Raw genomic sequence first — 13,219 nt, 5'->3', positions numbered from 1 at the left:
CCGGGGTTTCCGGGTTCCAGTGGTCGATGGTGCGTGGTTCTTCCTGCGCGTCCACGGCGGTATAAGCTGCGACGCAGTGCAGCACCTCCTGCAGCGGCTCGCCATGGATTCCTCCGCTGCGCACCTCCACCGCCAGGTGCATGGCGGTGTCCGTCGTCGATGCCAGCCGCGCATGCACCTCCACCAGGTCGCCGGGCCGGATGGGGCGCACGAAGTGGGCGCCGCCCACGAAATCCGTGATGCAAGGGCCCTTGGCCCACGCACTGGCGCAGGCAGATCCCGCTTCGTCCACCCAGCGCAGCACCGTCCCGCCAGGCACTCGCTGCGCTTGCGGCGGGATGCCGCCAGTGGCCAGGAATCGCAGGGTCAGGGATTGCATAAGCGTGGATCCGAAGTGAGGAGAGGCTGACCCATTATTCCCCAGGGGGCCTCCCGGCCCAGTCCGTGTCATCTGAACGGGGCGGCGCTCCCTCCGGCGAAAATTGACCTGGGTCAAAACCATGCTGTCCACACGTCCCTACATTCGATGCACCCTACGGCCTGATGGCGGGCCGCATCCGGGTCGGCGCGACCGACGCGCTTCCTTCGTACACCTGCCGAGGTGACCACCCCTTACTCCCTCACGCGACGAGCGTGCGCTTTCCCATGTCCATCCTTCACCGCTTGAACCTGCTCGAGAAATTCCTCATCCTGGGGACGATCGGACTCATGATGAGCGCGCTGCCCACGTACCTGTATGTGCGCGATTCGCTGCGCGCCATCGACCACGCGCGGCACGAGGTGCAGGGGGTACCGCCCGCCCAGGCGTTGACGTGGCTGGTGCAACACATGCAGGTGCACCGAGGCCTGTCGGTCGGCATGCTCGGCGGGGACGAAGCCCTGGCGGCGCGCCGACCGGCCGCGCGCGACGCTGTCAACGCGGCCGTGCGCGAAGTGAGCGCCCGCCTGGACGCTGCCAAGGTGCCTGCAGCGCAGCTGGCCGCATGGAGTCAGGCGCAGCAGAACTGGACCTCCCTGGAGCAGGCGGTGGCCGCACGCGGCATCGAGCAGGCCCAGAGCACGGCGCGGCACACGCAGCTCATCGCCGCGCTGCTGCAGCTCAACGAAGCGCTGGTCCACCACTTTGGGCTGCAGGTGGATCCCGATCCGGACACCCACGCCCTGATTCAGGCATCGCTGGTGCAGGCCCCTTCCCTGGGCGAAAAGATGGGCATGCTGCGCGCGCAGGGCGCCAACGCCCTGAACAAGCGCGAGCTCACCCCGCAGGGCAAGGGCCAGCTGCTGGTCTTGCAACAGCGCGTGGCGGAGCTGCAGGGCGAGACCTTCCGGGGCCTGGACCGCGCCTTGCAGGGGAATCCTGAGTTGCGCCGCGCACTGGGCAGCAGCGCCGAGGGCGTGCAGGGCCAGATCCAGCAATCGCTCCAGATGGCGGAGCGCGACGTGATCAACGCCAGTGAATTGCAGCTTGCGTCAAAGGATTATTTCGACGCGTTCACCCGCACCATCGAGGCGCTCAACGCGCTCAACAACCTGTCGCTGGCCAGCCTGGATCAGGCGCTGCAGGACCGGGTATCGGGCCTGCAGCGCAGCCTGATGGGTGTGGCGCTGGCGCTGCTGGTCACGCTGTCGGCCACGAGCGCCATGGCCCTTGTTTTCGTGCGCTCGATGACCGGACCGCTGTCACGGGCGGTGGCGCTGTCGCGCGCCGTGGCGCAGGGCGACCTGAGTGGTGCGCCGCTGGCCCACGGCACCAATGAGGTCGGCCAGCTGCTGCAGGCCCTGCAGCAGATGCGCAGCCAGCTCACCCAGGTGGTGCGCCAAGTGCGCGGTGGATCGGAAAGCGTGGCCGCGGCCAGCGTGCAGATCGCGCAGGGCAACACCGACCTGTCCGCCCGCACCGAAAGCCAGGCCAGCGCGCTGGAGGAAACCGCCGCGTCGATGGAGCAGCTCAACGCCACCGTGCGCCAGAACGCCGAAAGCGCACGCCAGGCCAGCCAGCTGGCCGCCAGCGCGAGCACGGTGGCCGTGCAGGGCGGCGAGGTGGTGGCCCAGGTGGTGGACACCATGCAGGGCATCAACGCCTCTTCGCAAAAGATCTCGGACATCATCGGCGTGATCGACTCCATTGCGTTCCAGACCAACATCCTGGCCCTGAACGCGGCCGTGGAGGCTGCCCGGGCTGGCGAGCAAGGCCGCGGCTTCGCCGTGGTGGCCAGCGAAGTGCGCAGCCTGGCGGGCCGCAGCGCGGAAGCCGCTCGCGAAATCAAGGCCCTGATCAGCGCCAGCGTGGAACGGGTGGAGCAGGGTACGGCGCTGGTGGACCGTGCAGGCGCCACCATGAACGAAGTGGTGGCGTCCATTCGCCGCGTGACCGACATCGTGGGCGAAATCAGCACCGCCAGTCATGAACAATCTCTGGGCGTAGCCCAGGTGGGCGAGGCCGTGACGCAGATGGACCAGGTCACGCAGCAGAACGCTGCCTTGGTCGAGGAAATGGCAGCGGCCGCCAGCAACCTGCAGAACCAGGCCGAGGACCTTGTGCAGGTGGTGTCTGTCTTCCGGTTGGGGAGCGAAGGCTCGGGCTCAGGACCCGGCCGGTATGCGGTGCCGCGCTCTGCAAACACGCTGCAGATTCAATAGCTTTCTGCGCTGGTAAATGCCTTTCGGCGCGGCAGGTGGGGCGAGGGGCCGGCAGCCCGCCCACTCGCTCGGTCGTTCGTTCGTTCGTTCGTTCACGACTTTGCGGGCTGGCCATCGGTCCCTGCCAGCGGCAGCACCAGCCGTGCGCGCAGACCCTGACCAGGTGCGCTGTGCAATGCCAGCATGCCCCCATGCGCGCGTGCCACACGTTCGGCGATCGCCAGGCCCAGCCCGGCGCCGGGCGTCCCCGTACGCGCCGCGCCGCCGCCGCGCACAAACGGCTGGCGCATGCGGTCCAGCTCGCCAGCGTCCATGCCGCCTCCATGGTCCGCCACCTCGATCCACACCTGCTGCGCGCCACTGCCCGTGCGCACCACCACCGGGGCGGCGCCATGGCGCCATGCGTTCTCCACCAGGTTGTCCAGCGCCCGGCGCAGCGCCTGCGGGTGCACGGGCCCGTCGGGCAGGTCTGGCGCCAGCTCCAGCACCAGGGTGCGGCCATGGTCGGCCTGCGCTTCGGCCACGGCCTGCGCCAGCGCATTGAGTGACGCGGTGGTGGGCGCCTCGGCCTCGCCGCTGCGCGCGAAGGTCAGGAACTGACCCACGATGGCATCCATTTCTTCGACGCTGCGCGCCATGCTTGCCGCCAGCGCTGCGTCCATCTGCGCCCCGGCAATCTCCACCCCCAGCCGCAGCTTGGTCAGCGGCGTGCGCAGATCGTGCGAGACACCCGCGAGCATCAGTGCGCGCTCGTGGTCGGCTGTGGTCAGGCTCTGTGCCATCTGGTTGAAGCTGCGGCCCACGCTGGCCAGTTCGTCGGGGCCGTCCTCGGGCAGCGGGGCGGTCGGCTGGCCCTGCGCCAGCTGGCGCGCCGCTGCCACCAACTGGCCCAGCGGCCGATGGAGGTGCCGCTGCAGCCACCACGCGCCCAGCAGCGCCAGCAGCATGCTGACCAGGGTGGCCAGAAGCCAGGCACCGGTGAACTCGCGCGTGGGGAACACGCTGGGCAGGTGGAGCCAATAGTCCTCACCCTCGAAAGCCACGCGCAGCTCCAGCACGCCGCTGCTGTCGCGCCGCCACGCGGGGGGCGCCGGGCTACTGGCGGGGGCTGCCGCATCGCCCCCCAGGCGCCGGGACACCGCCTGCATGAATTGCCGCTCCAGCGGGGACAGCAGCGCGCGGCGGACCCCGCCGGCTTCGGCTGCCGCGGGGGCCGTGCGGGCCGCCTCTTGGTTGAAGGCCTCGACAAACGCCCTGCGCTGCGCCGGCGGCAGCGCCTGCAGGCCCGCGCGCAACGCGGCCACATTGCGCGCCACGCCATCGGCCACCTGGGCCACGCGGGGCTCCGAGATCATCTTGCGCACCAGCACCGCCGCCACCAGCTGACCCAGCACGATGAGCGCGGCGATGAGCAGCAGGTTGCGGCCCACAAGGCTGCGCGGCCAGAGCCCGCGCCGGGGGGCCGGGTCGGCCGGGGACGCCGGGCGGGTGCCCTCCGTCATGCCTTGCCGCCCGGGTCTGGCGCCGCCCCCTCGGGCACGAAAACATAGCCTACGCCCCACACGGTGCGGATGTGGCGCGGCTGCGCCGGGTCGGCCTCGATGAGCTTGCGCAGGCGCATCACCTGCACATCAATGCTGCGGTTGGTGGCCGCATGGTCGTGGCCGTAGGCCAGGGCCATCAGGCGGTCGCGCCCCAGAGGCCGGTGCGGCTGCTGCGCCAGGGCCTGCAGCAGCGCGAATTCGCCGGTGGTGAGCGGCACATCCCGGCCCTCGCGCTCCAGCCGACGCTCATCGAGCCACAGCGTGAACGCGCCGAATGCGATGCGCCCCCCTGCCTGGCGTGGCCCCGTGTGTGCGCCCAGCACGCGCTGGCGCCGCACCATGGCCTGGATGCGGGCCAGCAGCTCGCGCGGGTTGAAGGGCTTGGGCAGGTAGTCGTCGGCGCCCATCTCCAGGCCGACGATGCGGTCCACCGGGTCGCCGCGCGCGGTGAGCATGAGGATGGGAATGGTCTCGCCCTGCGCGCGCAGGCGCCGGCAGATGGACAGGCCGTCCTCGCCCGGCATCATCACGTCAAGCACCAGCACATCGAAGCGCTCGCGCTGCAGCAGTGCATCCAGCGGGCCCGCGCCGTCCACCGCGCGCACGGTGTAGCCCTGGTCGCTCAGGTAGCGCTGCAGCAGGGCGCGCAGGTCGGGCTCGTCGTCGGCGACCAGGATCTTGGCCAGGGGATCGGTCATGGGCAAGGGGGACAAGGCGTTCGGCTGCGTGGGTGTGCCAATGGTAGATGCTGGCGGAAGCCCCGCACCCCCTGGCATGCATGACAAGGCATGACGTCGTCCCCGGCGGCTGTCATCGTTTGTCATACCTTGGCGCGCAACAGCCATCACTGGCTCACACACAGGTACCACAGTACAGCCCTGCGAACCTCCAGGAGCCGACCACCATGCCTTTGACGATTCATCTCACCCACCCTTGCCCGCCGCAACGCCCCGCTCTCGTCACCCGTATGCTGCTGCTACCGGCCCTCGCGGCCGTGGGGCTCGGCGCCCTGCTGGCCCTGGCGGCCCCGGCCGAGGCGCAGGCCCGCACCCGCCACCGCGCAGAGCACAACGCCGACGGCAGCGCCACAGCCCGCACCGGCGTGGCCAGGATCGGCCCCAACGGCGCGTTGCTGCGTGGCCGCACGGCCACCACCGACGGGCAGGGCAACGCGAGCGTGACCAGCCGCGGCGCTGCCGTGGGTGCGCAAGGCGGGGTGGCTGTGCGCCAGGGCAGCACCACCCGCCATGCAGACGGCAGCGCCAGCCACAGCGCAAGCCTGTCGGCCCAGAATGCCCAGGGCAGCCTGCAGAGCAGCGGCGAGGCCACCCGCAACGCCGATGGCACCGTGACGCAGTCCCGCACCTCCACGGCCACCAGCGCCGCCACCGGCAATAGCGTGCAGACGCACAGCAGCTACAACCAGGACAGCGGTCTGAGCCGCAGCGCCACTTGCTATGACGCCAGTGGCACGGCCATGGCCTGCCCAACGCGGCCTTGATGTTCTGAACAAATCCGTTCGGGCGGAGCCTGTCGAAGCCAGGGCGCCGGCCAGAGCGGCGCTTCGACAGGCTCAGCGTGACCGGTTTGGGTTGAAACAAGCCTTTCCTCTCGCCCCCTTGTGATCCCACTTCCAATACCAGGAGCTTTCCCATGTCCCTGCGCCATCTCCTCACCGCCCTCGCCGCCCTCACACTGACCACCGCCAGCGTTCAAGCCCAGACCACTGCACAGAACGGCGGCCGCCTGCGTGCCTTCCTGGCCCAGAAGCAAGCCACCGCCGCCGAGGCTGCGCTGCCCGCAGGTGTGCAGCGCATTGCCGACGTGCCCTACGGCAGCGATCCGCGCCAGCGCATGGACGTGTACGTCCCCACCGGCCTGGCCGCCAGCGCCGTGCGGGCGCCGGTCATCTTCATGGTGCACGGGGGCGGCTGGCGCCACGGGGACAAGGCCATGGGCCGCGTGGTGCAGGAGAAGGTGGCCCGCTGGGTGCCTCTGGGTTTCGTGCTGATCTCGGTGAACTACCGCCTCCTGCCCGAGACCCCCGTGGCCGAGCAGGAGCGCGATGTGCAGGCGGCGCTCATGGCCGCCCAGCAGCGCGCGCCGCAGTGGGGGGCGGACTCGGGGCGCTTCATCCTCATGGGCCATTCGGCCGGTGCGCACCTGGTGGCCTTGCTCAACGCGCGGGCTCCGCAGGCGCTGCGTGAAGGGGCCTGGCCCTGGCTGGGCACCGTGAGCCTGGACAGCGCCATGATGAATGTGCCCGCCCGCATGCGCGCCCCGCACCTGCCGCTGTACGACGACGCCTTCGGCACGGACCCCGCCTACTGGGTCGCCCTGTCGCCCTTTCACCAATGGGCCACTGGCGCGCCGCCGATGCAGATGGTGTGCTCCACCCAGCGCGCGGACGACCCCTGCCAGCAGTCGGACGCGATGGCCCGCCACGTCCGCACCCGGGGCGGCCGCGCCGAAGTGCTGCCGCAAGACCTGGGCCACGGTGAGATCAACGCCCAGCTGGGCCTGGAGAGCGACTACACCCGTGCCGTGGAGACGTTCATGGCCTCGCTGGATGGCGTGGTGGCGCGGCTGTTGGGGCGTTGAATCAGGCGCTATGAATTAAATAGCTGTCAGCGCTTGATGGACAAGCGCTGGCGGCCAATTTCATGCCAATTCAGGGCTTGCGCAGGTAGGGCGTCAGATACCGCCCCGTGTGGCTGGCCGGGTTGGCCGCCAGCTCTTCGGGTGTGCCCACACCCACCACGGTGCCGCCGCCTGCGCCGCCTTCGGGGCCCATGTCGATGAGCCAGTCGGCGGTTTTGATCACATCGAGGTTGTGCTCGATGATCACGATGGTGTTGCCCGCGTCGCGCAGCTGGTGCAGCACCTTCAGCAGCAGGTCGATGTCGGCAAAGTGCAGGCCGGTGGTGGGCTCGTCCAGGATGTAGAGCGTGCGGCCGGTGTCGCGCTTCGATAACTCTTGCGCCAGCTTCACGCGCTGCGCTTCGCCGCCCGAAAGTGTGGTGGCTGCCTGGCCCAGGCGGATGTAAGACAGGCCCACGTCCAGCAGCGTCTGCAGCTTGCGGGCGATGGTCGGCACGTCCTTGAAGAACGCGTGCGCGTCCTCCACCGTCAGCTCCAGGATCTGCGCGATGTTCTTGCCCTTCCACAGCACTTCGAGCGTCTCGCGGTTGTAGCGCTCGCCGTGGCACACATCGCAGGGCACGTACACGTCGGGCAAAAAGTGCATCTCCACTTTCACCACGCCGTCGCCCTGGCAGGCCTCGCAGCGGCCGCCGGCCACGTTGAAGGAAAAGCGCCCGGGGCCGTAGCCGCGTTCCTTGGCGGTGTTGACCTCGGCCATCAGCTCACGGATGGGCGTGAACAGGCCGGTGTAGGTGGCCGGGTTGCTGCGCGGGGTGCGGCCGATGGGGCTCTGGTCGACGTTGATGACCTTGTCGAAGTACTCGATGCCCACGATCTCCTCGTGCGGCGCGGGCTCCTCGTGGGCGCGGTAGATCTGGCGCGCCACGGCGGCATACAGCGTGTCGTTGACCAGCGTGCTCTTGCCCGAGCCCGAGACGCCCGTCACGCAGGTGAGCAGGCCCACGGGAAAGTCCACGCTCACATTCTTCAGGTTGTTGCCCGTGGCGCCCACCACGCGCAGCGCCTGCACCGCGCCCTGGCGCGCATGGTGCTCGGCCATGCGCTCGGCCCGGCGCTTGCTGGCTTCCGTCTGCGGAAAGCGCGACTTGCCCTTGGCTGGCGCGGGCGGCGGCGCATGCTGGCCCACCACCGGCAGCCAGGGCGTGCGGCGCTTCGGCACGGGAATCGAGAGCGCGCCTGACAGGTATTTGCCGGTCAGCGATTCGGGGTGGCTGCGCACCGCATCGTACGTTCCCTGGGCCATCACGCGGCCGCCGTGCACGCCCGCGCCAGGGCCCATGTCGATCACGTGGTCGGCCGCGCGCATCATGTCCTCGTCGTGCTCGACCACGATCACGCTGTTGCCAATGTCGCGCAGGTGCTGCAGCGTGGCGATCAGCCGGTCGTTGTCGCGCTGGTGCAGGCCGATGCTGGGTTCGTCCAGTACGTACATCACGCCCGTGAGGCCGGAGCCGATCTGCGACGCCAGGCGGATGCGCTGCGCCTCGCCGCCCGAGAGCGTCTCGGCGCTGCGGTCCAGGCTCAGGTAGTTAAGGCCCACATCGTTGAGGAACTGCAGCCGCGTGGTGATCTCGCGCACCACCTTGTCGGCGATCTCGGCCTTGGCGCCGGTGAGCTTGAGGTGCTGGAACCAGGCATGCGAAGTGGCCAGGGTGTCGTGGCTCACCTCGAAGATCGCGCGGGCCTGCTCGCCCTCGCCCACCTTCACATGGCGGGCCTCGCGGCGCAGGCGCGTGCCGTGGCATTCGGGGCAGGGCTGGCTGCTGCGGAAGCGGGCCAGGTCTTCGCGCACGACCACCGAATCGGTCTCGCGGTAGCGGCGCGCCATGTTGGGCAGCACGCCTTCGAATGGGTGCTTCTTGCTGTAGACCTTGCCCTTGTTGGGGCCGCTGTCCAGGATGTAGCTGAAGGCGATGTCTTCCTCGCCCGATCCGTGCAGCACGGCGTGCTGCACCTTGGCCGGCAGCGATTCGAACGGCGCCTCCACATCAAAGCCGTAGTGCCGCGCCAGGCTCTCCAGCATCGCAAAGTAATAGCCGTTGCGCCGGTCCCAGCCCTTGATGGCACCGCTGGCCAGGCTGAGCGTGGGGAAGGCCACCACGCGCGCGGCATCGAACACCTCGCGCTGGCCAATGCCGTCGCACGCCGGGCACGCGCCCATCGGCGAGTTGAACGAGAACAAACGCGGCTCCAGCTCGGCCAGCGAATAGCTGCACACCGGGCACGCAAATTTGCTGCTGAAAAGGTGCTCCTGGCCCGTGTCCATCTCCAGCGCCAGCACGCGGCCGTTGCCCTCGGCGCCGCCCACGCGCAGAACGGCCTCGATGCTTTCGGCCAGGCGCTGCTGCATGTCGGCGCGGACCTTCAGGCGGTCGATCACCACGTCGATGTTGTGCTTCTCGGTCTTCTTCAGCTGCGGCAGGTTTTCGTGCTCGTAGATCTGGCCGTCCACGCGAAAGCGGATGTAGCCGAGCGCCTGCATCTGCGCGAACAGCTCGGTGAACTCGCCCTTCTTCTCGCGCGCCACGGGGGCCAGCAGCATGAGCTTGGTGTCCTCGGGCAGTGCCAGCACGGCATCGACCATCTGGCTCACGGTCTGCGCGGCCAGCGGCAGGCCGTGGTCGGGGCAGTAGGGCGTGCCGGCGCGGGCGTATAGAAGGCGCAGGTAGTCGTGAATCTCGGTCACCGTGCCCACGGTGGAGCGCGGGTTGTGGCTGGTGGCCTTCTGCTCGATGGAGATCGCGGGCGAGAGGCCCTCGATCAGGTCCACGTCGGGCTTGTCCAGCCGCCCCAGGAACTGCCGCGCATAGGCTGACAAGCTCTCCACATAGCGCCGCTGGCCCTCGGCATAGAGCGTGTCGAACGCCAGGCTCGATTTGCCCGAGCCCGACAGCCCGGTGATCACCACGAGCTGGTTGCGCGGGATGTCCAGATCGATGTTCTTGAGGTTGTGCGTGCGTGCACCGCGGATGCTGATGCGCTGCTCGCGCAGCGCGCGGGCGAGGTAGAGGCCGTCCGCAGGTGTCGCGGGTGACGGGGCGGTGGTGTCGGTCACGGAGTGGCTTGAAGCAGGAAAACCAACCATGATAGGTCACGGCCCCTTTCGCTGCTGTGGTCGACCGCGTGACCCAGGCACTTTGCAGGCCATGGGCATGGGCGCGGGCGAGGCGTTTCCTGTAGGGGGTTGGTAACAGTCGCAAATTTTTGCTTGTGCACCTGAGAGGATTCGCAGATATTCGGCCAGAACGCGCCGGCACTCGGTCGATGCGTGCATTGCCACCTCTTCCATGCCCCCCGCCGACTTCCGCCACGCCCAGCCAGCCGTTGCCGCTCAGCCCTATACCCTCGTCCGTGAAAACCGCGAGCAGCTGGGTGGGCACCGCGGGCGGGTCGTGTGGTTCACGGGACTGTCGGGCGCGGGCAAATCCACGCTGGCCAATGCACTGGAGGTGGCGCTTCACCGCGTGCAGAAGCGCACGTATGTCCTCGACGGCGACAACATCCGGCGTGGCCTGTGCAAGGACCTCGGGTTCTCGGACGCGGACCGTGTGGAGAACATGCGCCGGGTGGCTGAAGTGGCGCGGCTCTTTGTCGATGCGGGCGTGCTGGTGCTGGTGGCTTTCATCTCCCCGTTCCGCGCGGAGCGGCAGGCGGCGCGGGAGCTTTTCGCCCCGGGCGACTTCCTGGAAGTGTTCGTGGATGTGCCGCTGGCCGTGGCGGAGCAGCGCGATACCAAGGGTCTCTACCAAAAGGCGCGCAGCGGCGCCCTGTCGCATCTCACAGGTATCGACTCGCCGTACGAGCCTCCGCTCGCGCCCGACCTAGCGTTGCGCACGGACCGGATCTCGATCGATGCCTGTGTGGACCGCTTGCTGGCCCTGCTGGAGACGTCGCAAGATGCGACGGCCCCCATCGCGCAGCACGCGGCTGGAACTCACCCCGGGCCTGCGGCCATTCACGCGCCGCAGCCATGAACCCGTCCATCGATCTGGAGGGCGTGGTGCTGGCCGAAGTGCCAGAGCTGGCCGAGGCGCATGGACCGCTGTGTTCGCGCCTGGACATCCCCGTGCCCATTGCTGCGCTGCAGGATGAAGTTTCGCAACTGATGGAGCGCGACTGGCTGCCGCATGTCAACCGCGGTGACTACGACGGTACATGGGACGTGATTCCCCTGCGTTGCCAGCGGCAGCACGTCGGCGCGCACCCGATCCTGCAGGGCTTCGCCCTGAACGACCCGGCGCAGGAATGGGACGACCTGCCGGCGCTCCATGCCTGCCCTGTGATCGGGCAACTGCTCGGCCAGTTGGCTTGCCCGCAGAAGTCCGTGCGGCTGATGCGGCTGCACGCCGGAGCCAGCATCCGGCCCCACCGGGACCATGGCCTGCACCTGGGCTGCGGCGAGGCGCGCCTGCACGTGCCGGTGTGGACCGACCCGGATGTGCATTTCTTCGTCGCTGGCCAGGAAGTCCCCATGCGCGAAGGCGAGTTTTGGTACTTCAACGCCGATGAGGAGCATGCGGTGGTGAACCACAGCCGCAGGGCTCGCACCCACCTCGTCGTGGACTGCGTGGCCAACCCCTGGCTGGTGCGCCATATCCAGGAGGGTGTGTTCCGTGCTTGACCTGCGCAATGCGTACCATGCGCTCTTGGGTTCGGAGGCACAGCTGGCCCAGTGCAGGCAGGCGCATTCGGTGGCGGACCTGCTGGCTGTGCTGCGCCGCCTTTGGGGCGCGGACGGCCACAGCGACGCACAGCTCCTGCAGGCCCTCGACACACTGAACCGCGAGGACGTGCCCGCCGATGTGGCGGCTGGCATGGCAGGGCATTGGCTGCCGCGCAGCTACCATGTGCGCAGCCAGCGGCTGGCCTGGTGCCTGCCCGATGGCGCGCCCACCGAGCCCTTCCACGACGAGTACTTGAGCCGTTGCTGGCAGAGCACCCCGCTGAACCAGCTGGTCACGCCCAGAACTTCGCTCCAAGCGCTGGCCGCGTGCGCGCAACGGGTGCCCCGGGCCCAGCCGGCCGGTTTCATCTTTCACCTTTCGCGGTGTGGTTCCACGCTGCTGTCCGGCTGCCTGTCGGAGCTGGACGGCGCGGCGGTGTTCTCCGAGTCACCGGTGTTGACCGAGATCCTGGTCGACCCGGCGCTGAGCCCGCTGGAAAAGCGCGCGCATGTGCAATGCCTGCTCGACCTGAAGGCGATCCTGTTTCCGGGCCGCCGGGTGGTCGTCAAATGGAATGCGTGGGACATCTTCCATGCGCAGCTGCTGCGCAGCGCCTACCCCACCGTGCCCGCGGTGACGCTGGTGCGCGACCCTGTGGAGATCCTGGCCTCCCATCAGGCGCAGGCAGGCCGGCACATGTCGGGGGACCCGTCCCTTGCGGCCGTGGCACCGGTTTTTGGGAAGGGCGCTGGAGGCTCGGTGCTGGAACACCGCATCGGCGTGCTGCAGGGTCTGATGCAGGGCCTGCACGACCTGACGGCGGAGCCGGGCGTCGCCTGCATCGACTACCGCCAGCTGGATGGCGGCACCGTGCGGCAGGTGGCTGCGATGTTCGGCCTGCGCTGTGACCTAGAAGGCCAGCGGCGGATCGCGCAGCGCATGCAGCGCAACGCCAAGCTGCCGGGCATTCGCTTCGAGCCGGACGGGGCGAGGAAGGCGGCGGTGTTCGATGCCGCCCAGTCCACGGCCATCGCGCGGCGGCTGTCTTCGCTGCACCGGGCACTGCTCGCGGCTACCGGGCCTGTCGCGCCCGCAGCGCACGCCGAGCCAGAACGCGAGGTGGCCGATGTCCGCTGATCCGAAGGCTCTGCCGCCCCTGCACACCCGTCCGAGCGGTTCGCAGGACGCACCCTTCCTGCGGGCGCTCTTCGCCTCGCGCTGCACGCACCTGCAGGCGTTGGGCCTGCCGCCCGCCGCTCTGCAAGCACTGATCGACCAGCAGCACGCCTGCCGTCAGGCGGACTACGAACGCCGCTTCCCTGCAGCCGCCACCCTCATCGCGCTGGCCGGCGAGGAGCCCGTGGGCTCCCTCATGGTCCACGACGAAGGCGACGCACTGCACATCGTGGACATCGTGGTGACGCCGTCCGCGCGCGGCCGTGGCCATGGGCGCGCGCTGGTGCTCCAGGTGCAGGCTCAGGCACGGATGCGGCCGGCCGGTCGTCAAGCGGTCACGCTGAGTGTGGACCCTATGAACCAGAACGCCCTGCGCCTGTACCTGGCGCTGGGTTTCGAGCCCACCGACAAGCAGCCGCTTCAATGGCGGATGCGGTGGCTTCCCGGTACTGATCTCCGTCCCCGCGCCGCGCAGGAGGATGCGCACGCGGATTCCTTGTCCATTACTACCACAACGAAAGGCTGAACCCC

The 13,219-nt window shown here is 69.1% G+C and carries 11 protein-coding genes; 7 read left to right on the top strand and 4 right to left on the bottom strand.

From position 1 onward, the window contains the following. A partial coding sequence (locus tag MRY84_RS12000; RefSeq protein WP_291505962.1) for a hotdog domain-containing protein occupies nt 1–379 on the bottom strand: 379 nt, incomplete at its 3' end. 266 nt (nt 380–645) lie between these two features. Here MRY84_RS12000 and MRY84_RS11995 point away from each other — a divergent pair. Next, nucleotides 646–2,640, top strand: coding sequence for a methyl-accepting chemotaxis protein (locus tag MRY84_RS11995; RefSeq protein WP_291505961.1), 1,995 nt, complete (start codon nt 646–648; stop codon nt 2,638–2,640). Between the two features lie 92 nt (nt 2,641–2,732). Here MRY84_RS11995 and MRY84_RS11990 read toward each other — a convergent pair whose 3' ends face one another. Continuing rightward, the gene (locus tag MRY84_RS11990) at nt 2,733–4,142 is read right to left on the bottom strand and encodes an ATP-binding protein (protein ID WP_291505960.1); all 1,410 of its coding nucleotides are present in this window, start codon (nt 4,140–4,142) and stop codon (nt 2,733–2,735) included. Further along, entirely contained in the window at nt 4,139–4,882 is a 744-nt protein-coding gene (ompR, locus tag MRY84_RS11985) for a two-component system response regulator OmpR (protein ID WP_291505959.1), read from the bottom strand. Before ompR ends, MRY84_RS11990 begins: the two co-directional genes overlap by 4 nt. A 206-nt stretch (nt 4,883–5,088) precedes the next feature. Here ompR and MRY84_RS11980 point away from each other — a divergent pair, with 206 nt between their 5' ends. Beyond that, nucleotides 5,089–5,685, top strand: coding sequence for a hypothetical protein (locus MRY84_RS11980; protein ID WP_291505958.1), 597 nt, complete (start codon nt 5,089–5,091; stop codon nt 5,683–5,685). A 152-nt stretch (nt 5,686–5,837) separates the two neighbouring features. Beyond that, a complete protein-coding gene (locus MRY84_RS11975; RefSeq protein WP_291505957.1) occupies nt 5,838–6,785 on the top strand; it encodes an alpha/beta hydrolase in 948 nt (315 codons plus the stop codon). Between the two features lie 70 nt (nt 6,786–6,855). Here MRY84_RS11975 and uvrA read toward each other — a convergent pair whose 3' ends face one another. Continuing rightward, complete coding sequence (gene uvrA, locus MRY84_RS11970; protein ID WP_291505956.1) at nt 6,856–9,933, bottom strand: excinuclease ABC subunit UvrA; 3,078 nt, start codon at nt 9,931–9,933, stop codon at nt 6,856–6,858. Between the two features lie 202 nt (nt 9,934–10,135). Between uvrA and cysC the strand changes: the two genes are divergently transcribed. The 4 genes from cysC to MRY84_RS11950 are packed head-to-tail and all read left to right on the top strand — an operon-like array spanning nt 10,136 to nt 13,214. Continuing rightward, nucleotides 10,136–10,822 carry an adenylyl-sulfate kinase gene (gene cysC, locus MRY84_RS11965; protein WP_291505955.1) on the top strand — a complete coding sequence of 229 codons (687 nt, stop codon included), beginning with the start codon at nt 10,136–10,138 and terminating at the stop codon, nt 10,820–10,822. Then, nucleotides 10,819–11,469: an aspartyl/asparaginyl beta-hydroxylase domain-containing protein gene (locus tag MRY84_RS11960; RefSeq protein WP_291505954.1), complete on the top strand. Its 651-nt coding sequence runs from the start codon at nt 10,819–10,821 to the stop codon at nt 11,467–11,469. The genes cysC and MRY84_RS11960 overlap by 4 nt, the downstream gene beginning before the upstream one ends. Next, on the top strand, nt 11,462–12,649 hold the full coding sequence (locus tag MRY84_RS11955) for a sulfotransferase family protein (RefSeq protein ID WP_291505953.1): 1,188 nt from the start codon (nt 11,462–11,464) through the stop codon (nt 12,647–12,649). The genes MRY84_RS11960 and MRY84_RS11955 overlap by 8 nt, the downstream gene beginning before the upstream one ends. Further along, entirely contained in the window at nt 12,639–13,214 is a 576-nt protein-coding gene (locus MRY84_RS11950; RefSeq protein WP_291505952.1) for a GNAT family N-acetyltransferase, read from the top strand. The genes MRY84_RS11955 and MRY84_RS11950 overlap by 11 nt, the downstream gene beginning before the upstream one ends. The last annotated feature ends 5 nt before the right edge of the window (nt 13,215–13,219 follow it).

Source organism: Acidovorax sp. (assembly GCF_022763525.1).
In the GTDB taxonomy this organism is placed as follows: Bacteria; Pseudomonadota; Gammaproteobacteria; order Burkholderiales; family Burkholderiaceae_C; genus Acidovorax.
The sequence above is the reverse complement of the archived record's forward strand: the minus strand, read 5'-3'. Positions and strand labels throughout refer to the sequence as shown.